We start from the raw sequence: 22606 nt of genomic DNA, 5'->3' as shown, positions 1-22606 counted from the left end.
ATCACGGGGCGGAAACGGGCCGGGTGGGCAGCTGCTTGCGGCACCAGTCGCTGACGACAGCGGCGTAGTCGACGGTGTGGAAGAGCATCAGTTGGTGGACGCCGTCGGGCTGGACATACAGCTCCACCGGACCGGAGGTGGCGTCGACGACCATGCGGGCGACCTCGGGCGGGAAGACCGGGTCCTTCTCACCCACGGTGAACAGGATCGGCTTGGTGTTGGCCGCCAGCGGAACGACCGGGTCGTAGCGCATGATCGAGCCGAACGACGCAAGGTCGTACGACCAGGTGTTCAGGGGGTCCGAGCGCTTCTGCCGCTCCGCGCCGCTGTAGCCGTAGTCGGTGTCGAAGTTCGTGAAGCGGGCGATGTCGAACTGCAGCGCGTCGCCGAACCGGGCGATTAGCTGATCGAACGCCGCGCTGCGGAAGGGATTGTCAGCGGGAACGAACGGCGACGAGGGAATCGCGTACCCCATGAGTACGGCCCCGGCGAAGGTGTCGGAGGCTGCGTAGGCGCAGTAGGCCGCCGCCGCACCCAAGGACGAGCCCTTGATGAACACCGGCAGTCCGGTCTCGGCAGCGATGTGGTCGCCGACCTCGACGGCTGCCGTCACCCACTCCTCCAGGGTGAAGCGCCCGGCGGGCCGGGTGGTGCGAGAGCGGCCGTGGCTTGGGGCATCCATGCACCACACCTCGGCTCCGAGCCCCGCGTAGTGGGCACCGAAGGTGTCGTAGATCCCTCCATGGCCCCCCGTTCCATGCTGGACCAGCAGTACGTGATCGGCTTCGGCTTCGGGATGAGCGAACCGATAGGCGAACGTCTCGCCCACCACGTGTTCTTCGCGCTTCACCGTGACCTCCTCTGCTCCGGCCCCGTTGCCGGTCGCATCGATGTTGACGAGCATCAACTTCACCTCGATATTGATGAGTGTCAACCTTAAGTTGATGCATGTCAACATCGGGATAGGATGCGCCCATGAGAACCCCGACCCCCCGAGCCGGACGCCCCCCGGCAGAACAAGCCCCCGCGACCCTCAACCAGATCCTGGACGCAGCGCTGCGGATGTTCGCTGACAAGGGCTACGACGGGGCGTCCGTCGCAGCGCTGAACCGCCAACTCGGCGTCAGCCACAATCTCGTCCACCAGCGGTTCGGCTCGAAGGAACAGCTCTGGTACGCCGCCGTCGACCACGCATTCAGCAACATCGAGGCCGAGCTTCTACCGGAACTCGACGACACCACAGGTGGGCCCCTGGAACAGTTCCGCCGCGTTATCCGGCGCTTCATCCACATTCACGCCCGCCGCCCCGAGATTCTGCGGCTGCTCACCATCGAAGGCGTCGCCGACACCCCCCGCCTCGACCACCTCTACGACCACCACATCGCGCCGACGATCGCTGCCCTCAGCGCCCCGCTGCTCAGGCTCATGGACGAGGGCGTCATCGCCCCAGTGCCGAGGCGCACCCTGCACTTCCTCATCGCGCACGGCGCCAGCGCCCCCTTCAGCCTCATCGGCCTGGCTCGCCGCATCGGCCCCGGTGATCCTCTTGACCCCCAGGCCATCGAGGAGCACGCCACCGTCGTCGCGGACCTGATCCTGGCCGGACTGCAGCACCGCACCCGGCCCGGAGATCCCACATGAAAGTCACCCTGAGCTTCGACAACGGCCCCACCGCCCCCGTTACCGCGCACGTCCTGGACGTCCTTGCCCAGCAACGGATACACAGCACATTCTTCGTGGTCGGCGAGAACCTGGCGCAGCCCGAAAACCGTGCCGTCGCCGAGCGCGCGGCAGCAGAGGGCCACTGGATCGGCAACCACACGCTGACCCACTCCATGCAGTTCGGAGACACAGACGACCCCCGAGTCCCAGGCCGGGAGATCGGCGAGGCCCAACGCCTGATCGGCGAACTCGCCCACCCCGACCGGCTGTTCCGCCCCTACGGCGGAGGCGGCGTCCTGGACCGCAGACTCCTCAGCCCAGCGGCCGTGGCCTACCTCCAACAAAACGCCTTCACCACCGTGCTGTGGAACAGCGTCCCGCACGACTGGGACGACCCCGACGGCTGGACCGAACGCTGCCTGGCGGACGTCAAGACCCGGGACTGGAGCCTCGTGGTCCTCCACGACCTGCCCACCGGCGCCATGGAGCATCTGCCCCGCTTCCTTGCCGGACTGCGCGCACTCGACGCCGACATCGTCCAGGAGTTCCCGCCCGACTGCGTCCCACTACACCGGGGGCGCCTGGAACACTCAGTCGGACACTTGCTGCCCTGCTAGTACGCGCATCGGGTCGTGAACAGCTTGTCGATTCACGCTCGCAGTGCGGCCCGGACCGGCAGACCATCTTCCGTGACGCGAGGGCAACTGAATAGGTCGAAGCGGGAGTTCATCGCACCATGCCTGCCGGTTGGCGAGTAGGGCCGTGTCCCGAGTAGATGCGGCAGGAGTCCAATTTCTGTGGTCTGGCGGTTCAAGGCCGGCACGCAGAGGTGGGAGATGCCAGACAGGTTGGGGTGCCTGGCCGACCGTCCACAACCACTCGCGGCAACGGCGGAATGCGTGACGTTCGTCTGGCTCACTGACCGCATAGAAGAACTGGGTGCTCCACTCGACCGACGCCTCGAACTACCGGATCGCTCTCCCGCGCCGTGCTCGCGCCCGAGGCGACGCAAGACGTGATCGCAGCTGTCGGCGCCGCCCGCACCCGCTGGGTCCCCGTCACGGTCGGAGGAGGAGGCACCGCCTGCGCGGGCAACGCCGCGGGCCCGGGCGCCTCGTGATCGACTTCTTCTGCTTCATGAATCGCGTCCTGTTGGTCAGACCCCGGCACCACGACGGCAGTGGTCGAACCTGGAGCAGATCTGAGCACTCTCCCGCACGCGGCCCTCCCCTACGGACTCCGCTTAGGCCCCGATCTGTCAACCGCCACCTGTGAACGATCGGGGGGATCATTGGCAAGAATGCCTGCGGACCGTATGGCCGGTCCTACGAACGTACGACCGGCAACGCGGTGTCCCTGATCTGGCTGACCGGCCGCGGCGAGGTCATCGACCTCCCCAGGGCGACGACGCGCTCGCGTTGGTTCCCGGTCTGGACGCCTTCGGTGCCGCGAACCTGGCCGTCCGCGCACCCGGTTCGGGCGCTTCGGACACCAGATCTCCGGCTACTTCCTGGGGCACGCACCTGCTCCCGAAGAATGGACTCAATCTCGTGGCCGCCGTACCGGCGTCGAGGGCCGCTGCGGCGTGCTCCTCGAAGCGCCGGTCAGGCTCGTTTCCCGAGCACGGGAACCGGCCCTCACAGTCCTCCCAGGCCACCTTGAGGAAGCCCGGGGTTAAGTCGCACCACCCGAGTTACCTAGTGACGTACCACACACGTCACAGGCTGTTGACAGGTCCTTACGGACTCGCGATTCTCTGATCGCAGCGCGGCGCACCACAGCAACTGCGGGTCTGTGAGTGCGCGCACGCTTTCACCTTACTGTCGGGGGCTTGGCGGTCTGTGCCAGGCCCTGCGTCCGGGGTCGTTCGCCAGCCCCCGCACAGCACCCTGTGCATCGAGTGGCGACTTGCGAGCAGCGCATCCCGTGCTGCGTGCTGTGTTTCGACTGGGCCGCCCACACCGTTCGCCCCTCCTCATCGCTGTTCCGTCGGGGCCAAATCCCTGCCCCGGCGTTGAACGCTCTGTGCTGCGCCGCTATCCACCCTCACTCCCTGGAGATTCAGTGCACCCATATCCCCCTGCACGCCCCCTGGTTGCCCCATGACACAGAGCCCCGCGCGCGATGCGGCGCAGGTGCAACTCCTGGACAGCCTCCGCGAAGTCACGCACCGTGCGCAGCGCGCCTTCCTCGTCGTCAACGCCGTTCCCTTCACTGTCGGCATCGTGCTGTCCTGCTTCACCGACGTTCCTGCGGTGGCGATGTACGGGAAGTTCACCTTGGGCATGGCCTGGGGCGTCGCGCAGTGCGCACTATTCATCGCTACGGCCTGGATCTACGACGTGCGAAGTACACGTTCGTCCGATCTCATCGAACAGGCTCTGACGTCCGACGCGCTCCCTGGCGAGGTGCCGGGTGCTGCCACCTTCCACGGATTTCGGCGGTGACATCAGTGACCATGGACATCCTGAGTTCGGGCGTACTCGACCCCATCGGTGCAGGCACAAGACGCCCCGTGATCGTTGCCTTCTTGGTCTTCATCGGAGTCTCTCTGCTGTGGCTCTTCGCGCTCGCCACAGCAGAGGAGTCCAACCCGGAAAGGCTCTACGTCGCCGACCGCTCCCTCTCCTCGGTCCTCAACGGCTTCGCCATGGCCGGCGAACAGATCTCGGTCGTCACTCTGTTGACGGTCTCCGCGAGCGTCGCCCTGTTCGGCTACGACGGGTTCACCTTCGCCCTCGACGGTCTGATCATGCTCGGCGTCATACTGCTCCTCGGGCAGAAGATACGAAACAGCGGTTGCTACACCCTCGGTGACCTGTTCTCCTTGCGGGCGTCAGGCCCTGGGCCCCGTAAGGCCGCGAGCGCAGTGACCCTTGCCATCACGATTCCCATGCTCATGATCCAACTGCGCGCCGCCGGCGTTAGCACGGCCCTCCTGATCGGCATGCCGACCGACGGGGCCCAGGTGCTGTGCACAGTGCTGATTGGCTGCCTCGTCGCCTGCTTCGCCGCGGTGGCGGGTCTGAGGGGCAACAGTTTGATGCATGTCGCCAAGGTGCCGATCATCCTGGTGGCGCTTGCTGTGATCGCACTGCTGGCCCTCAAGCAATTCGAGTGGGATCCCGGCTCTCTGCTGTCGGCCGCAGTAGAGAAGAGCGCAGCGCCGGACGACTATCTGAGGCCGGGGTTGTGGCCGTACACCGTGAGCCTGGGGGCGCTCAACACATTCGGCACTCACATAATCGTCATCCTCGGTACCTCCGTGATGCCCCACCTCATCCTGAGGATCGGCGCATCGCAGACCGGGCAGACTGCGCGGCGCTCCATGAGTATCGCCACCGGACTGGTCGGCGTCTTCGTCTTCCTTCTGATCGCCACCGGCTTCGCAGCAGCGGCCGTAGTCGGCGCCGCCGGCATAGGGGTAGTCGATGCCACCGGGCAGTCGTCCCCGATTCAGCTGGCCGCAGCCCTACTCCCCGACAGTTCGACAGGACACGTCGTGCTCATCACCCTCATGGCGTGCGTCATCTTCCTCACCGTGCTCACCACCGTGACGAGTATGACTTTTGCTGCTGCTGTCTCCTTCGCCCACGACGTCTTCGCCAGCGGGAAACGCCGCCGCACCGAAACTGGAGAGGTAAGAGCACTACGAGTGGCGACCGTCATCGTGGGCACCGTGGCCCTGTCGCTCGCCGTTGCTCTGCGCCAGTACCAGACCGCGTTTCTGGTGTCTTTCGCAATTAGCGTGGCGGCTTCATGCGTCTTCCCCGTGTTGATCTATTCGTTCTTCTGGAATCGGTTCAACCGCAGAGGACTAGTGTGGTCCGTCTACGGCGGACTACTGCTCTGCGTCATCCTCACGGTCTTCTCGCCCGCCGTCTCAGGGGCCGAGTGGGCGCTCTGGCCGAAGGCCAGCTTCGATTGGTATCCCTTTCAAGCCCCAGGCATGGTTTCTGTGCCTGCGGCGTTCATCCTGGGATGGGTCGGAAGTATTACCTCGCCCAAAAATTCCGGGCGAGATTTCCGCCACATGCAATACAAAACTCTGACGGGAAAGGAAATTTTGATTTCACGCCACTAACCTCGATCTTTGATGAGTCCTCATCCGCGTGACGGGGACTCTATGCTTGCGAGGCGGTCCTTTTCAGGATTGGGGCAGGCCGACGGCCGGTTCGCGCGCAGGGCTTTACTTACGAGAGACAAGTGGCCCGTTCATTCGGGCGGGGCTCCGCGCGTGAGCACACCGAGGTGGAGCGGCTCGATCAGACCGCGAGCGAGTGAGGCGGCTCGGCCGACCGAGCTAGAGCGGATGCGCACACGTCAGGCGACGGGGGCCGGATCGAGGCCCTGCACGAAAGTCCGCCCTAGCGCATGCCGCCGAGAACCGGGCCTGTCGGCGCAAGCGGCATCCATCACCCGGCCCCGGCCTCGGCGGAGGACGCTGTCTGGTGCGCTCGCGCACGAGGCCGTCCGATCCTCTTGAAGCGGGCCAGCGCGAGGTCGAGGAGCCGCTCACCACGGTCGCCGTCGGCGAGACCGCGGCGGACGCTGGCCAGCACCCTGTGATGGAAGTCCGGATCGTCCAGCTCCATGGCCATCGTGTACCTGGAGCCGATGCGGGTAGTTGACCGCTCGGCGGCCTGCCAGCCCGACAGGGGTTGCGGCAAGCAGGCCCCAGTTGAGCAGGGGAGAGACCCAGACGCTCGTCAAGCGGATACCAGCCGGTGTCCTCGTCGCATCCCAGCCCATCAGCCGGTCAGCATTCATATCGCCGTCTACCCGCCCGGGATACTCGACCAAGCCACCCGCGCGGTCAGAGGTAGGCCCCGCTCACCGGAACGGGCGCCGAGGGACAACTGGCACCTTGACAGCTGCGTCCGTCAACGGAACCACCCGAGCTTGTCTGTCGACCATGCTGCCGCACCGCGAAACTCCAAGACCCCCGACGCAATCTTGTTAGACCGGCGACGGCAGGGGTTGTGCGTCGCGTTGCTGCAGGAACACGGTCATACGCTCGATTTCGAGGGTCTGGGCGAACGCGATTCGTTGGCCGACGGCGCGTACGGCAGGAACCGCAGCGTACCGTGCGGCATAGGCTGCCATCGGTGCCCCGCCTTGGTGATGTCGCAGCATGAGCTGCAGGAACCGCACTTCGAGTTTTCTGCCGGATATTTCCTGCATCTGGTTCAGTTCGGTCTGGGTCGCCATCCCTGGCATGTCAGACTGGTGCGTTTCCGTCGGCTGCTCGACCATGAGGTGGCCGTCGTGCGCACTGTGGCTGCTCACATTCGGTCTGCCGGACATCCACGTCATCGACTTTCCGCTGGGCAGTCTCGGTTTTCCCCACAGATCGAGGAATCCGTCCAACTGGCCGATCTCCTGTAGCTGATCGGACTCCATGCCGTAGGCAAGAGCGGCGATCTGCGGACCGACCCTGCCACGCACGATCTGAGCCATCGTCACTGCCTGCTGGTGATGCATCACCATGTCCTGGGCAAATCCAATATCCACATCGGACGGACGGCCGGAGGCTGACCCGCGGTCCCCAGGCAACGCGACAGCCACGTATCCGGCTACGAGGAGGAGTGCGACCGCGAGGAAGACGAGCAGCGTTCCCGGGGAGAAGACCCGGCGTTGTAGGGATGAGCCTGCGAAGGCTTCCCTCTCAGTCATTGTGCACACCGTTGGTGAAACGCAGTACGTTGAAACCGGTGTCCTGACATGTGACCCATAGCTGGTCCTCGCCTACGAACCGCGGCGGCGAGGTGCACCAGTCAGTAGACAAATTCGCAGGTTCGAGGGATGCGTAGCCGATGTCGTAGTTGGTGATATCGGACAGCACCAGGCCACTGAGCGCGCCGGTGAAGAGACCCGAAGCGTGCTCAGAACCTTTGAGTTCATCGCGCTTGTCGGGCTGTGCCGGCGGGTTGTAGTAGGCCACTTCCTGTGGCGTGGAGAAGTCGCGGATGTCGAACACGCGCACGCCAGACTGGAACTCGCTGCACGCCATCATCGTCGGCTCGTCCGGACGGTTGACCGAGCAGTAGTGCGCTTCGTAGCCGAACAGTCCATTCCCGGTGGTGTCAGCGCGGCGCTCGTCCACATGCTGCGGCGTCTGAATCTCCAGCCTCAGTCTGTCAGTCACCTTTGGCTGCCGCTCGTCGCTCAGGTCGATGAACTTGACGCCACCGGCACCGAACTCGTCCACTGCCACCAGATAGGGCTTCCCCTGATGGGTGATCGAAATGGTGTGTTGGGTGATCAGCCCGTCGCTCCAGGAGACATGGCCGAGCTGCCTGATCATCGGCAGCAGTCTTCTGCTCTGGATCTGGCTGGTGTCGATCACATCGACGCCAGCAGGGGCCACGCGCGCGATGTACATGCGATTGCCGTCGGTGCTAAGGGAGAACCCGTGGTTTGCTGGAATCCCCGCTGCGCCGGTGAAGACGATCCGCGGCCTGGTCGGGTCCGTCACATCGATGGCAGTCAGCGATCCCGCGACCAGGCCGCTGGCGTAGTACGTCCTGCCATCGGGGGCCCATCCGCCCTCGTGACCGAGAACGTTTGTAGGCAACGTGAAACTGCTGTTTGCAAAAGAGTTCAGCAACCGCGGATGCGCGCAGTCCTGCGAGATGTCGTATACGTCGAAGAACAGCCCACCCACTCCCGCGCCGGCCGACACGGCAGCCAGCAGCCCACGCTTCTCGTTCACTTTCAGCGTCTCCCAGGTGCCAGTCAGCATCGCCGGACTGGTCAGGTTCGCCGTGAGCTTCGGGTTCGCCGGGTCGGAAACGTCCACCACCTGTGTGCCCTGCGACTTCTTCCCGAGCACACCGCCCAGCGACGTCCCCATGTAGGCGCAGTTCTTGTAGGACGGGTTGACGTACGTGGCCCCCTCGCCCTGATATCCGCCGAGTCTCTCCAAGTTGCAGCGGTAGCCCTGCTTGCTGCGCCCGCTCTCCCGGTCCTTCAGCGGCACCTGACCCTGCACTCCGGTTTCTGGCAGCGATCCAGGGCCGCAGTTCGCCCGCTTCGCCACGCCCTCGCCGGTATCGGCGGAAACGGCACTCGACGACGGAATGACGAGTGCCGCTCCTGAGGCGACGACCGCAAAGACCATGACTCTGTGCCGCCACGGGAACGAGCGGCGTCGGTGAACTCCCCTGCCATACGGCGGGTCTCCCTCCGGCAAGCGGTTCGTGTGGCCGGGGCGGCCTGCGGCGGCGGCGTTCTTGGGGCTGGCGAAGGATTTGGGGATGGCGGCGGCGGTGGACCCGACAGCGAGGAGTGTTGCCAGGATCGCGGCGCTGGTGAACATGTCGGCCTCTTGGGGTGATGCCTCGAGTCGTGGTCGACGGAGGCGCTGTGCGGGTGCCGGTGCGGGAGGTCAGTCGCAGGTGTTGGTGAGCGTGCGGTGGAGGCTGGCAGGGGATGTCGGCGGCGGGGCCTGCCAGGGAGGAGGGGAACTTGGTGAAGACCAGCGGTGATTCGGGCACGGTGAGGCCGGTCTTGGCGCTGTGGTCGAGGTAGTTGAGGCCCACCGCGAAGATCTGGCTGGGGTGGGTGACTGGTGGGCCCAGCCGGGCGGGGTCTGCCGTCAGAGCGGCGAGGGTGGCTCTATGCGCGGCGGGAGGGGTGCGCGGTGGCGAGCCAGTCTCGGCGACACATGCGACGGCTCGGCGGGCGGCTCGTAGCCGGCCGGTTCGCCGCAGCGAGCGAGTTCGGCCTCGTCAACGCCGAGCAGGGGGGCACAGCCTTCGCGCTGATCCACGCCAGTCAGATGACGGAAACGGGCCGGGTGAGCATCTGCTTGCGGCACCAGTCGCTGACGACGCGGGCATAGTCGACGGTGTGGAAGAGCATCAGCTGATGGACGCCCTGCGGGTGCACGTACAGCTCCACCGGTCCGGAAGTGGCGTCGACGACCAGACAGGCGACCTCAGGGGTGAAGACCGGATCCTTCTCGCCCACGGCGAACAGGATGGGCTTAGTGTTGGAGGCCAGCGAGACATCCGGCTCGTAACGCATCAGCGAGCCGAGCGCCGCGAAGCCGTACGACCACGTGTTGAGAGGGTCTGCACGCTTCTGGCGTTCGGCGCCGGCGTAGCCGTAGTCGGTGTCGAAGTTGTAGAAGCGGCCGATGTCGAACTGCAGGGCCTCGCCGAACTGGGCAACCATCTGCTCGTAGGCTGCAGTGCGGAACGGGTTGTCGGCCGGGATCAGCGGTGACGAGGGGATCGCGAAACCCATCAACACGGCGCCGGTGAACGTGTCCGATTTGGCGTAGGCACAGTAGGCGGCCGCCGCGCCCAGCGACGAGCCCATGACGAAGACGGGCAGATCCGTCGTCGTCGCGATGTACTCGCCGACATCGATGGCCGCCGCCACCCATTCCTCGAGCGTGAACCGGCCGGCGGGCCGGGTGGTGACGGAGCGGCCGTGCCCCGGGGCGTCCATGCACCACACCTCGGCTCCGAGGTCTGCATAGTGGGCGCCGAAGGTGTCGTAGATCCCTCCGTGACCGCCGATTCCGTGCTGGACCAGCAGTACGTGATCGGCTTCGGAGCGATGGGTGTCCGGCTGAGCGAACCGGTAGACGAATGTATCGCCGACCACGTGTTCTTCGCGCTTCACCGTTGACCTCCTCTGCAGGTGGCTTCGTCGGCACCGTGCGGAAAGATGTTGATGATCATCAATCTCACTCGACGTTGATGAGTATCAACTCTAAATTGATTGGCGTCAACATCGGGGTGTGTTGCTCATGACCGCCCTGACCTCCCGCGCCGGCCATCCCCTCGGCGGAACTGGCCCCAGCGCCCCGACATGATCCTTGGCGTGCTGCGGTGGTGCGCTGGCAAGAGTGCGGGCGGGGGCGGGGCCAGCGAAACGACTGCTGGCCCCGCCCCCGGTATCTCTGCTTCGACGCCTCACCGCCGACGGTTGCTGAATTTGCCTACCAACTCATCGGATTGGCAGCCCCGCGCTCGTGCTGCCGGACCGCCCTGCAAGGCGCTGTTGAGGCCGAATCCGCCGGTGTGCTGGAAGCGTCTCGCGCGTGTTCGCCTCGGCGCAGCCGGTCCTTCCTACTGCACGGGGTTCCAGCCGTCATTGCCGGCCAGGTACTTCTGGGCGGTGTAGCCCGAGGCCGTTGAGGCGCTCATCTGCGGCCGGTCGCTGGTTCCCTGGGTGGCACCGGAGCCGGTGTTGTTGTACTCCGAGAAGCGGCAGGTCTTCCAGGAGAAGCCGCCCATGTCCTGCCAGGCACCGGTCTGCCGGATGTGGCCGCCGAGCGTGGAGTCTCGGACCAGCACCTGGCCTGTCGCGTCCGCCGCGCCGCCGGCATGCCAGCAGCGGCCCAGTGCCACCGTCTGCGAGGCGGCGGTGCTCAGCAGGGTCGAGCGGGTGATGAGGATGCCGTACGGGTTGCTGGTGTTGGTGGCGGCGGCGGTGATGTAGCCGTTGTTGGTGCTGGCGCGGTCGAGCGAGCGGACGGTTGAGCTGTCGATCACGAGTGCGCCGTTGCCGTAGATGAAGTCGACGGCACCTTCGATGTAGCTCTTGTAGACGTACTGGCGGACCTGGGAGCTGCCGGTGCCGCCCCAGGACAGGAAGGTGTCCTGGTAGCCGAGCATCCGGACGTTGCGGTAGACCTGCCGGTCGCCGCCCGCGTACAGGGCCAGGGCCTGACTGTCGTGGGCCGCGTAGGTGTTGGCGATCGTGAGGCCCTTGATCGTGGTGTTCGCGGCCATGTTCAGCACGGTGGCGCTGCCGGCCGTTCCGGCGGTGGAGGCGGGGGCGCTGCCGGTGATCACGATGTCGGTCGAGGTGCCCGTGGCGCCCTGGAGGGTGATGCCGGACTTGCTCGACGGGATGGAGACCTGCCCTTGGTAGGTGCCGGCCTTGATGGTGATGACGGTTCCGGTGGAGGCGGCTGCGACGGCTGCCTGGATGGTGGTGTAGTTGCCCGATCCGTCAGCGGCGACCGTGATCGCGGTGGCGGCGGAGGCGCTATCGGTGCCGATGGTGACAGCCGTGGCCACGGTGGCTAAGGCGGCCATGGTGGCGCGGGCACGTGTGAATCGGTGTCTGGTGAGAAGGGGCATGTGCGGCTGCTTTCCCTTGGCCGCGTTGGGGCGCGGCGGACGGATCACCGGGATGGGTGACGGGTGTTCAGTAGGGTGCGGTGGTGGGCCAGACGATCGCGCTGGTGGGGATTTTGTCGTCGAGTTTCTGGAAGTCGGCCGCAGGGATGACGGCTTGGCTGCTGAGGGAGCGGGCGATCAGGCGGGCGACCTGGATCGCGCCGTACGCCTGGAAGTGGGTGTTGTCCTCGATGCCGTCCGGGTAGTTGGGATACACCCCAGCCGCCAGGTGCATGAAGTAGCTCTTGGTGCCCTCGACGCCCTGGGCGTTCCACAGCCGCGTGCTGGAGGTGGTCAGGTCGATCAGTGGCACGCCTTTGGCCGTGGCGAGTTCGGTCATCGCGGCCGGGTACTCACCGTGGCTGGGCGCGATGACGCCGCTGCTGTTGAAGTGGCGCCGCTCGACCGGCGTGATGAGGACCGGATTTGCACCCTTGTCCCGCGCCTTGTCGATGTACTGCGACAGGTAAGACTTGTACGTCGTCGCCGGGATCGTGTACCGGCTGGGGTCTTCGGACTTCTCGTCGTTGTGCCCAAACGAGATGAGCAGGTAGTCGCCTTTGGTGATGAGGCCGAGGATGTGGTCGAGCCGGCCGAGGTCGATGAAGCTCTTGGAGCTGGCGCCTGACTTGGCAACGTTCACGACCACTGCGTTGGAGTTGAAGAAGGCCGGGAGGGCCTGTCCCCAGCCGGTCCTGGGGGCCTGGCCAGTGGTGTAGGTGGACGCGGTCGAGTCCCCGGCGACGTACACGTGCACCGGGGAGGCGGCATACGCGCCAGCCGTGCTGGGGCCGGACACGACGAGCGGCAGCGCGCTCAGGCACACGGCTAAGAACAGGGTGCGCCAGCGTCGCGCAACATCCTGCCAACGGGGTCTACGTCTCACGGTTGCGCTCCTTTCGGATTGCCGCGGTGCGGCGGGAAGGGGCGTCGTTTCGTTGCGGCAATCGCAATCCGTCGAGAGGAAATTGTCCAGGCGTGGGATGAAGTTGTGAGAAGGCTGTGAGTCGTGTGCCTGGCGGGGTGTTCGGCGAGGTCGCCGGTCTCGGAGCGAACATCGGCCGGATGGCGCCGACGAGTTCAGGCACGCAAGCCCGGTGCCACAGCAGCCATCCGACGACTCGGAGAGTTTGAACGCCGCGGCAAGCCCGACTGCTCGCCAGCCGGGCTCCTGGTGCCCCTGGGGCCGCAAGTCTTTGCTGGTGCGGTAAGTCACTTATGGCCAGGCTTTGTTGCAAGCTTGTCGCCCGGACAGACCCCTGCCGGGGCGCAGCAGCCGCCTCGCCCACCGGGCTAGACACCTGCTCTTCTCCGAGACCCGCAGGCTGTCCGGCGAATTGCGCGACGGGGCCCCGTCGAACAGCGAGTTTGATCATGTGCGATCACGTCCGCCCGGCAGCCCCGGCGACGCGCCCCCAGACCGTCCGCCGGGTCGCCGTGCGCCGGTAACTGCTCGATGGCGATGGCGACAGACGCCAGAGCATCCACGACGACCACCATGGGTCAGTGCCGCCTCGACTTTGCTGCGGAGACCTCGGACGGGGTGCGACGGGCCTGCTCGAGGCCGTGGAGGAGCAGTTCCAGGCCGAACCGGAACTCCTCGTGCAGGGCTACGGACGTCAGATCCTCGGCCGCGGCCGACGTGGCGGGGAAGTCGGCGGGGTCCAGGGAGCGGTAGAAATCCCGCAGGTGTGCCTGATCTTCAGGGCGTGAGGCTCCTGGGCCGTGCTGTTGGATGGCCAGGCCGATCACGTAGTGCCCCAATACGGTGTAGGTGCGGGCGGCGAGGCTGGCGGTGAATCCGTGGCTCAGGAGCAGTCGGATGAGCCGTTCTTTGACGCGCAGGCCGTTGGGGCCGACGTGCACCTGGGTTGCGAGCAAGGGCAGCGCATGGGGGTGCCGACGCAGGGATTCGTAAAACGAGTGTGCGACAACGGTCGCGGCTTCCCGCCAAGACAGGTCATCCACCTGCTCGGAGGGGACATGCACATCGGCCAGGATTCGGTCGGCCACGAGGACGAGGAGTTCGTCCTTGCCTCTGAGATGGCGGTAAAGGGTGGCCGTGCCTGAGTCCAGGGCTTCCGCGAGCATCCGCAGGGTCAGTGCCTGCACACCGACTTCGTCGATGAGCTGCAGGGCCGTGTCGACGATGCGGTCGATGTCCAACGGGGGTCGTCCGCGACGGTATGCGGGAGCAGGCGTCCGCGTCGCCCACCAAGCAGGACTGCCCGGAACAGGCGGTGTCTCGGAAGCCATGAAACGAGTCCCCCTGTCAGTCGCCGTCCTGACATGCAGGCGTCAGGATAGTCCGATTTACGGTATCAGTGTATCCGTTTTGCTGGTGTGGGCTCCGATCCCATGCTGGGGCCATTGTCCGCGTCACGCTGAATCGCCCGGTTGCCTCCCGTCGTCGGCTCTTGCGCCGATCAGGGCGGCTGCCGTGTGTGCCGGACTTGCCTGAGTCGAGCTCCCGCCTCGGCGGTCTGCCCGCCACCCCGTTGAGGATCTCTGGCGTCGGCGCCCACGAATCCGGCGACGTGATCTTTCGGTTCCGGAGGTGGGGATGATGCGGACGTGTGTGGTGGCTAGCCAGCCCGGCCCTGGATCGTCGTCCGATCGCAACTGTGGTGATGAGGCCTTCTGCGACAAGCATCGGGATACCCGTGAGGGCGACGTCTGATGGTGGGCGCGGGCGAGTTCCACGGCTTCACTGCCGTTGGAGGGCTCGCCCGATGGCTTCCACGGGCCTCGCAGGAGTCAGTCAGGGTCCGGAAAGTGGTTCGCAGCAGGTCCTATTGTCGGTAGGCAGGAGGCCGATCGTCATGGGGTTCCAACCTTCTCCGCAGCGGCAAGGTGGAGTGGCAGTGCGGTGGTGACTTCGAAGCCTCCCGCGGCTCGGGGGCCGGCTCGCAGTTCTCCGCCCACGGAATTGGCCCGCTCTCGCATGCCCATGAGGCCGAAGCCACGGCCCGAGCCGAACCCGGCGGAGGCCGGGCCAGTGGCGGCTTCCTCGTTTGTGACCGTGATGAGCAGGCGGGCGTGCGTGTATTCGAGCCGGATGTGCGCGGCCTTTGACACTGCGTGCTTGGTGACGTTGGTGAGCGCTTCCTGCACAATCCGGAACGCGGTCAGGTCCACGCCCGGGGAGAGCGGCCGGGGCTGCCCTTCAGCGGTGACGGTGACCTTGATTCCAGCGGACTCACATCCGGCGATCAGCTCAGGCAGCCGGTCGAGTCCGGGAGCCGGGTCCATCGGTGCGGAGTGGGGTTCGTCGTCTTGGCGCAGGACTCCGACCGTGGCCCTGAGCTCGCGCAGGGCCGAGGTGATGGTGCCGTTCAGCTCGGCGAGGACCTCCCGCGACTGCTCTGGCCTGGTGTGGGAGAAGCGTGCGGCTGCGCCGGCCTGCAGGTTGGCCAGGATCATGTGGTGGGCGACGACGTCATGGAGATCACGGGCTATACGCATGCGCTCCTCGACGACACGGTGGCGGGCTTCCTCTTCGCGGGTGCGCTCGGCATGCTCGGCACGGGCCTGCACGGCCTCCAGATAGGCGGCTTGGAGCCGGGCGGTGTGTCCCCAGGCGAGGGGCAGCAGTAGCCACAGCAGGGGACCGGCCACCTGGAGATCATTCGGGTCGGTGATCACGGACGCGCAGATCAGCGCTGCCACGGTCGTGAAGCCGTAGGCGTGGGTGGTCCTGGCGTCGGCTTGCGCAGCCAGCCGGTACAGGCCGGCCATGACGGGCCCCAGGAGCAGCGGGCTCAGGTCGTACCCGAGCAAGAGGGTGACCACGGTGGCGACCGCGGTCACGACGAGAGCGGCACGCGGGTGCCGACGGCTCGCCGGCAGAGCCAGACAGGAGAGGGCGGCGAGGGAGGGGGCGACCCACGCGGCGGGCGGCGGCGCACCGTCGCGGGTGGTGAGCGAATGGCCGAGTACGACGCCCACCCACAAAGTGAGGGCCGTCAGCATGTCGATGACACGGCGACGGCGCTCTGTGCCGCGCGTCAGACTGGTGATCATTGGCTCTCCTGCGGGTGGGGCACGGCATTGCTGTCGGCTGGCGAGTCGCCCGTGGGATGGGCCACGGGCGACTCGGGAAGGGCCGGGTGGATCAGGCCTGGGCCCCGGCGGGACTGTCTGTGGCATGGCCGTTCGAGTCCGTGTGGCTGTAGTCGGCAGGCCGCTGGGCGAGTGCCTCGCCTTCGATGTCGACCTGGGGCAAGAGCCGGTCCAGCCAGGCCGGCAGCCACCAGGCCCGGTCACCCAGCAGGGCGAGGAGGGCGGGCACGATCGTCATCCTGACCACGAACGCGTCGAAGAGGACGGCGACCGCCAGGCCGAACCCGATCATCTTGATCATGGAGTCGGTCTCCGCGACGAAGCTGGCGAAGACCGCGATCATGATCAGTGCGGCGGCGACGACGACCCGGGCGCTGTGGCGGAAGCCGGTGGTGACCGACTGGGCGGGCCCCTCGCCGTGGACGTAGGCCTCGCGCATCCTCGAGACGAGGAAGACCTCGTAGTCCATGGCGAGTCCGAAGACGATGCCCACCAGGAAGATTGGCATCAGGCTCATGATCGGGCCGGTCTGCTCGACGCCCAGCAGGTCGGCGCCGTAGCCGTCCTGGAAGACCAGGACGACGGAGCCGAGGGCTGCCAGCACCGACAGCAGGAAGCCGAGAGCCGCCTTGATGGGGACGAGCACAGAGCGGAAGACCACCAGCAACAGGAGAAAGGCCAGACCGATCACGACCGCGAGATAGGGGAGCAGGGCGGCCTGGACAGCGTCGGCGATGTCGATGTTTACCGCAGTGGTGCCGGTGACTTGGAAGCTCGCCCCGGCCTCGGACTCGATTCCGGTGCGGTCGGCCCGGATGGTCTTCACCAGATCCTTGGTCTTCTCGGCCGTCGGCGCGGTCGAGGGCACGGCCTCGAAGACCGCGGTGTCGCCGGCGTCGTTGAACTGGGCAGGGGAGACGTTCACGATTCCCTTGGTGGCAGCGATCTCCTTTGAGATCTTCTGCGCCGCGTCCTTGGGGTCGGAGGCGTCCTTGGCGTCCACGACGATGGTCAGCGGTCCGTTGAAGCCCGGCCCGAAGGCCTCAGCCAGGGCGTCGTAGGCCCGGCGTTCTGAGGTGGAGGTGGACTTCGCCTCGTCCCCGGGCATGCCCAGCTGCAGATTCGCCATCGGCACCGCGATCGCTCCGAGGCAGGCCACGCCGAGCATCAGAACGGGGACGGGGCGGCGGAGCACGAACCTTGACCAGCGGGTGCCCCCGTTGTTCTCGGTGCCCGCCTCGATCCGGCCGCCGTCGCGTGCGCTGCTGCGGCCGGCCCTTGAAAGGGCGGCGTTCGGCCAGAAGCCGAACAAGGCGGGGACCAGCGTCAGAGCGACCAGTACCGCGACGGCGACCGCTCCGGCGGCAGCCAGCCCCATCTTGGTGAGCATCGGGATACCCACCACCGACAGCCCCACCAGCGCGATGACGACGGTGAGCCCGGCGAAGACGACCGCGGACCCGGCGGTGCCGACCGCCATCCCGGCCGCCTCCTGCGGAACACGGCCCCTCGAACGCTCCTCGCGGTAGCGGGAGACAATGAACAGGGCGTAGTCGATACCGACCGCGAGGCCCAGCATCGTGGCCAAAGTGCTGGCTGTGTCGGACAGTCCGAAGAGGTCGGCCACCGCGGTGACCGAGGCCAGACTCACCACGACGCCGATGAGCGCGGTCAGCAGGGGCAGTCCGGCCGCGGCCATGGAGCCGAAAGCGATGAGCAGTACGAGGGCGGCGATCGAGATGCCGATCAGCTCGGACGTTCCGCCGGGCCCACTGCCGCTGTCCAGCGCCTCGCCGCCGGCCTCGACGGTCAGGCCCGCCTCCCGGGCCTGGTCGACGGCCTGCTGCAGATCCTCCTTGCTGGCGTCGGTGACATCGACGACCTTGACCTTGTACGTCACGGTCGCGTACGCCGTCGAGCCGTCCTTACTGACTGCCTCCGACTGGAAGGGGTCGTCTACCCGGTCAACCTGGGGGCCGTCAGCCAGCGCCGCCACAGCCTTCTCGACGGCCGCCCTGTTGGCGGATGCGGTCACCTTTTGACCGGCCGGAGCGACGAAGACGACCTGGGCGCTCGCACTGTCGACGGTGGTCCCAGGAAAGCGCTCCTGCGCTAGGTCGTACGCCTGCTGGGCCTCGATGCCCGGCATCGAGAACCTCTCGTCTGAGGTTCCCTTGGCCTGGGAGGCAGCAAGCACGACTCCGGCCATCGTGGCCAGCCATATCAGGGCGACAGTCCAGCGCCGCCGGAAGGCCAGATGGCCCAGTCTGTAAAGGAAAGTCGCCACGAAGGGGTCTCCACGTCTGTTTTCGGGTTCCCAAAGATCTTGGGGAACGGGTCTGGCATGGTCGTGCTCTGGAGGGAAAGGTCAGTACTGATGGTTCAGCCCGGAAATGGCGGGTGAATCCCCATGTAGGGGAGAAGTTGCTTCCGCCTGGTCCGCACCAGATGGCCGCCGATCGCCGCAAGCCATGCCGGGCCCACCGGCGAAACACGTACGTTGGCGGGCCTGAGGGAGGCGGTCACGGGAATTTCGAACTCACGAGGGCTGCCGCGGTCGCCAGCCCGGCCGGACCCGGAACGCCACAGGGGCTGGACCCGGGGAATCCCTGGGGGAGAACAACAGGACTCCCGTGCTGGACTGCCGTAACAGGCTCTATGCAGGATCTGGCTCGCGGACACTGCTCAGGCGCTCCCAGAGGCGAGTTCCACGACCGTGATGTCGGAGGGTGCGCCCACGCGGACCGGCGGGCCCCAGGCTCCGGCGCCCCTCGTGACGTAAAGGTGCGTGTTTTCGTATTGTTCGAGCCCGGAGACCGTGGGATTGCTGAGGCCCGCGAGGAGGTTGCCGGGCCACATCTGGCCGCCGTGAGTGTGGCCGGAGAGCTGTAGGTCGACGCTGTACCGGACGGCATCATGGATGACGATCGGCTGATGTGCGAGCAGGACCGAGGTGCGCGTGCGGTCGCGGTCGCCGAGTGCCCTCGCGAAATCGGGTCCGTCGCCCTCCTCGTTGCCCGAGACGTCGTTCACGCCGGCGAGGTCGAAATAGGGAAGCTCCGTGCGGTCGTTCTCCAACGGGTGCAGCCCAAGATCGCGTATGTGCCGGACCCACGGCTTGGCGCCCGAGTAGTACTCGTGGTTCCCAGTGACGAAGAACGTGCCGTGCCGCGCCCTGAGCTGCGCCAGCGGCGCCACGGACGGGCCCAGGTCCTCCACGCTGCCGTCGATCAGATCGCCGACCACGGCGATGACGTCGGGCTGGGTGGAGTTGATGGTGTCCACGACTTTCCGGGCAAAGCCGCGGCCCAGTATCGGACCGAGGTGGATGTCACTGACGACGGCGATCCGGAAGCCGTGCGCGGCTCTGGGCAGTTTGGCCAGCGGGACGGTGACCCGCTTGACCCCGGGCCCGCGCAACACGCCGTAGGCGCCCAAGCCCACGGTGCCGACGGCGGTGGCTGCTGCGGCACCAGCGATCGTCCGGGAGACGAAGAGCCGACGTGAGAAGTCGGACGGTGAATTGTGGCCCGGGGCGCCGCTCAGCATGTCGCTCCGAGTCTCGCGCTCGGGGCCCGAACCGTTCCTGAGCCCGGGGCGGCTCGCCCCGGAACCAGGCTCCGACCGTGCGGGTGCAGGCGGGCGTCTGACGGCTGCTTCCTCCTGGGCGAGGCCCCTTGGACCCTTCGCGGCCCGGCTCAGTACGGGCCGCACCAACTCTGCTGCCAGCAGCGCCAGGATGACGTAGAGCGACAGTGCGAGCCACAGGTAACCAGGCCAGGCCAGGATCTGCTGGAGCCAGAACGGGGCGCCTCCACGCTCTGCAGCGAAGGCCGCAGTCCCCAGCAGCGGGCCCAGGACCAGGACAACCGCGCCCGCCCGGCGAACGCGGCCCGGCCCCCGTGTCGTGTCACGGAACAACCGCTTCCATGCGAACCAGTGCAACGCGCAGAACGCGGCGATCGCCGCCAACTCATACACGTCCTCCATCAGGGGCCTCTCTCTGGCTTTCGCTACGTCACGACCGCGGGCGCACGCCCGGCTCCCCCCCCCGTGCTGGACGAACAGGTCATCTGCTGCGGGCGAAGCCTGGGGTCGGAGGGTTGATGCCCGACCCGTGTAATGGATACGATGTTGCCGTAAATGGTCTCGTGTCAAGTGGCTCTTGGTCGCCGGGTGCCGGTGTGAGGCACGCAAGTCAAGGCGTGGAGGAGTCATCGGCCCGGGGCAGACCGGGTCCGGGAAGCTCCGGGAAGCCGGAACCGGCCGCCGCGTCGACGTCCGTCCGCCCCTGGCGCACGGTCCCGGTGTCCACGGACGCGAGGGCAACCCGCGGCAAAGGAGTGTGTGTATGTCGTACCAGTGGATCGGGGTCGTGTCGTGAGCGAATACAACCTTGCCGAGCTCCTGGAGGGCACCGCCGTACGGCACCCGGAACGCACCGCGATCGTTTTCGGCGACAGCCGGCTGTCCTACGCGCAGGTTGACGAAGCAGCCTGCCAGGTGGCGAACCTGCTGGTGTCACGGGGTATCCGCCCGGGTGACAAGGTCGCGCTGTCGATGCCGAACCTGCCGTACTTCACGATCGCCTACAACGGCATTCTCAAGGCGGGCGCGACGGTCGTGCCCTTGAACATCCTGCTGAAGGCGCGTGAAGTGGCCTACCACCTGCGGGATTGCGATGCCCGAGCATACGTGGCCTTCGAAGGAACCGGCGAGCTGCCCATCGGCGATACGGCGCGCGTCGCAGTGGAGGGCACGGAGGCCGACCTGTACATCGTCGACCCCCAACTGGAACTGCCCTGGGCCAGACAGCCATCCGCGTTCGACACGGTACTCACAGACGAAGACGACACAGCTGTCATCCTGTACACGTCCGGAACGACCGGCGTGCCCAAGGGCGCGGAGCTGCGGCACCGGAACATGCGGGACAACGCGCTCATCGACGAGATGTTGTTCGACACGTCGTCGGATCGTCCGGACACGTATCTGTGTGCACTGCCGCTGTTCCACTCCTTCGGGCAGACGGTGTTCCAGAATGCCGCCCTGGCCTTCGGCGGCACCATCGTGATGCTGCCCCGCTTCGAGCCCGGCGCGGCACTGCGCCTCATGGCCCAGGAGCGGGTGACGCTCTTCGGCGGCGTCCCCACCATGTACTGGGCGCTGCTCGGCGCACTGGACGAGTCGGTCGACGTCACCGCCCTGGCCCGCAACCTCCGGGTCGCCGTCGCCGGCGGGGCCGCGCTCCCCGCCGAGGTGCACCGGGAGTTCCAGAAGCGGTTCGGAGTGACCATCCTCGAGGGCTACGGGCTGTCGGAGACCTCTCCGGTGGCGGCGTTCTCGGTGTTCGGCCAGGCGCCGCGCGTCGGATCGATCGGGGTGCCTGTACCGGGTGTGGAGATGAAACTCGTCAACGACGACTGGTCCGACGTGAAAGACGACGCCGACGCGATCGGCGAGATCGCGATCAGGGGCCACAACGTGATGAAGGGCTATTACAAGCGGCCCGACGCAACGGCCGAAGTCCTGCGCGACGGCTGGTTCCGCACCGGCGACCTGGCCCGAAGAGATGCCGACGGCTTCTACTACATCGTCGACCGGGCCAAGGACATGATCATCCGCGGCGGTTTCAACGTCTACCCGCGCGAGATCGAGGAGCTCTTCATGGAGCACCCGGCCGTTTCCATGATCGCCGTGATCGGCGTTCCCCACGAGTCGCACGGCGAGGAGATCAAGGCCGTGGTCATTACCAAGGCCGGCGCCACCGCCACCGAAGGCGAACTCATCGCCTGGGGAAAGGAACGCCTCGCCGCCTACAAGTACCCGCGCATCATCGAGTTCGCCGACGCGCTCCCGCTGACGGCAACCGGCAAGATCCTCAAGCGCGAGATCGGATGACATGGAGGTGCTCGCCGCTCCGGCGGCGGGGGCGGGCTCCGATGGCATTCAGCCGCCGGGGTGGTGGCCGAAGAGCTCACCCATGGCGTCCACGGCGCCGGCCCCGGCCACCACGACACATCTTGCCGACGGTCAGGCGCCGTCGCGCAGTCCGCTGAGCCCGTCGAGGAGGAGTTCCAGGCCGAAGCGGAACTCCTCCTCCAGTGGCACCGGCATCCAGGCGGCCACCGCCGCGGTGGCGGGATGGACCGAGGGATCCGCGGCCCGGAAGGCAGCGGCCGCGTGACCGTCGTTGCCGGGCTGGTCCGTGCCCTGGTGCCCGCGGAGCTGTATCGCGAAGCCGAGCACGTAGCGGGACAGGGTGGCGTAGGCGTGCGCCGCGACCTGTGGCGGGAAACCGTCGGCGAGCAGGACGGCGATGCAGCGTTCCCGCATGGCCATCGCGTTCGGGCCGACGGGGACCCCCTCGGCGAGCAGGGGGGCCACCCTCTCGTGTCGGCTCACAGCGTCGAACGTGGCTTGCATCGTCGTGCGGCACGCGTCCCGCCAGCCCATGGCGGCGAGTTCGTCGTTCCCGATCTCGATGCCGCCGAACATACGGTCCACGACGTGGGCCACCAGAGCTGCCCGGTTGCCGAAGTGCCGGTAGAGCGTGGCCGTGCCGGAGCCCAGGCGTTGGGCGAGTGTGCGCATCGACAGGGCATCGGCACCCTCCTCGTCGACGACCTGAACTGCGGCGGAGACGATCCGCTCGAGCGGGATCGGGGGACGGCCGGGAGAGCGCCGCACCGATGCCCCACCTCCTCGTATCTGTGCCACGTGGACAGTGCGTCCGCTTG

17 protein-coding genes are annotated in these 22606 nt (G+C 66.8%); 5 read left to right on the top strand and 12 right to left on the bottom strand.

The features are described 5' to 3' along the window. Position 1 precedes the first annotated feature (1 nt). Complete coding sequence (locus OG885_RS09570) at positions 2-958, bottom strand: alpha/beta hydrolase (RefSeq protein WP_405729016.1); 957 nt, start codon at positions 956-958, stop codon at positions 2-4. A 17-nt stretch (positions 959-975) separates the two neighbouring features. Here OG885_RS09570 and OG885_RS09565 point away from each other — a divergent pair, with 17 nt between their 5' ends. The 4 genes from OG885_RS09565 (at position 976) to OG885_RS09550 (ending at position 5746) form a co-directional block, all read left to right on the top strand. After that, positions 976-1641: a TetR/AcrR family transcriptional regulator gene (locus OG885_RS09565; protein WP_405729013.1), complete on the top strand. Its 666-nt coding sequence runs from the start codon at positions 976-978 to the stop codon at positions 1639-1641. Next, positions 1638-2279, top strand: coding sequence for a polysaccharide deacetylase family protein (locus tag OG885_RS09560; protein ID WP_405729010.1), 642 nt, complete (start codon positions 1638-1640; stop codon positions 2277-2279). The genes OG885_RS09565 and OG885_RS09560 overlap by 4 nt, the downstream gene beginning before the upstream one ends. A gap of 1485 nt (positions 2280-3764) precedes the next feature. Continuing rightward, positions 3765-4109: a hypothetical protein gene (locus OG885_RS09555; protein WP_405729007.1), complete on the top strand. Its 345-nt coding sequence runs from the start codon at positions 3765-3767 to the stop codon at positions 4107-4109. Between the two features lie 11 nt (positions 4110-4120). Next, positions 4121-5746 carry a sodium:solute symporter family transporter gene (locus OG885_RS09550; protein ID WP_405742663.1) on the top strand — a complete coding sequence of 542 codons (1626 nt, stop codon included), beginning with the start codon at positions 4121-4123 and terminating at the stop codon, positions 5744-5746. A gap of 331 nt (positions 5747-6077) precedes the next feature. On the opposite strand, the gene OG885_RS09545 is transcribed toward OG885_RS09550, so the two are convergent. The 10 genes from OG885_RS09545 to OG885_RS09500 all read right to left on the bottom strand — a co-directional run bounded on the left by OG885_RS09545 (position 6078) and on the right by OG885_RS09500 (position 19859). Next, positions 6078-6332 (bottom strand): hypothetical protein, encoded by a 255-nt coding sequence (locus tag OG885_RS09545; RefSeq protein WP_405729004.1) that lies wholly within the window; start codon positions 6330-6332, stop codon positions 6078-6080. A 289-nt stretch (positions 6333-6621) separates the two neighbouring features. Then, a complete protein-coding gene (locus OG885_RS09540) occupies positions 6622-7338 on the bottom strand; it encodes a DUF305 domain-containing protein (protein ID WP_405729001.1) in 717 nt (238 codons plus the stop codon). Next, the gene (locus tag OG885_RS09535) at positions 7331-8983 is read right to left on the bottom strand and encodes an LVIVD repeat-containing protein (RefSeq protein WP_405728998.1); all 1653 of its coding nucleotides are present in this window, start codon (positions 8981-8983) and stop codon (positions 7331-7333) included. Before OG885_RS09535 ends, OG885_RS09540 begins: the two co-directional genes overlap by 8 nt. A gap of 458 nt (positions 8984-9441) precedes the next feature. Beyond that, complete coding sequence (locus OG885_RS09530) at positions 9442-10299, bottom strand: alpha/beta hydrolase (RefSeq protein ID WP_405728995.1); 858 nt, start codon at positions 10297-10299, stop codon at positions 9442-9444. A gap of 449 nt (positions 10300-10748) precedes the next feature. Then, positions 10749-11705, bottom strand: coding sequence for a pectinesterase family protein (locus OG885_RS09525; RefSeq protein WP_405728992.1), 957 nt, complete (start codon positions 11703-11705; stop codon positions 10749-10751). A 130-nt stretch (positions 11706-11835) separates the two neighbouring features. Then, positions 11836-12693, bottom strand: a complete 858-nt coding sequence (locus tag OG885_RS09520) for a rhamnogalacturonan acetylesterase (protein WP_405728989.1) — start codon at positions 12691-12693, stop codon at positions 11836-11838. Positions 12694-13310: 617 nt separating this feature from the next. Next, positions 13311-13973: a TetR/AcrR family transcriptional regulator gene (locus OG885_RS09515; protein WP_405728986.1), complete on the bottom strand. Its 663-nt coding sequence runs from the start codon at positions 13971-13973 to the stop codon at positions 13311-13313. 654 nt (positions 13974-14627) lie between these two features. Beyond that, positions 14628-15830, bottom strand: a complete 1203-nt coding sequence (locus OG885_RS09510) for a sensor histidine kinase (RefSeq protein ID WP_405728983.1) — start codon at positions 15828-15830, stop codon at positions 14628-14630. Positions 15831-15921: 91 nt separating this feature from the next. After that, the gene (locus OG885_RS09505; RefSeq protein ID WP_405728980.1) at positions 15922-18156 is read right to left on the bottom strand and encodes an MMPL family transporter; all 2235 of its coding nucleotides are present in this window, start codon (positions 18154-18156) and stop codon (positions 15922-15924) included. A 398-nt stretch (positions 18157-18554) separates the two neighbouring features. Further along, positions 18555-19859, bottom strand: a complete 1305-nt coding sequence (locus OG885_RS09500) for a metallophosphoesterase (protein WP_405728977.1) — start codon at positions 19857-19859, stop codon at positions 18555-18557. Between the two features lie 357 nt (positions 19860-20216). Between OG885_RS09500 and OG885_RS09495 the strand changes: the two genes are divergently transcribed. After that, positions 20217-21767, top strand: a complete 1551-nt coding sequence (locus tag OG885_RS09495) for a long-chain-fatty-acid--CoA ligase (RefSeq protein WP_405728974.1) — start codon at positions 20217-20219, stop codon at positions 21765-21767. A gap of 132 nt (positions 21768-21899) precedes the next feature. On the opposite strand, the gene OG885_RS09490 is transcribed toward OG885_RS09495, so the two are convergent. Further along, on the bottom strand, positions 21900-22556 hold the full coding sequence (locus OG885_RS09490; RefSeq protein WP_405728971.1) for a TetR/AcrR family transcriptional regulator: 657 nt from the start codon (positions 22554-22556) through the stop codon (positions 21900-21902). Positions 22557-22606 lie beyond the last annotated feature (50 nt).

The sequence above is a fragment of the Streptomyces sp. NBC_00028 genome, from assembly GCF_045041065.1.
Taxonomy (GTDB): Bacteria; Actinomycetota; Actinomycetes; order Streptomycetales; family Streptomycetaceae; genus Streptomyces.
This window is presented reverse-complemented; position numbering and strand designations above follow the sequence as displayed.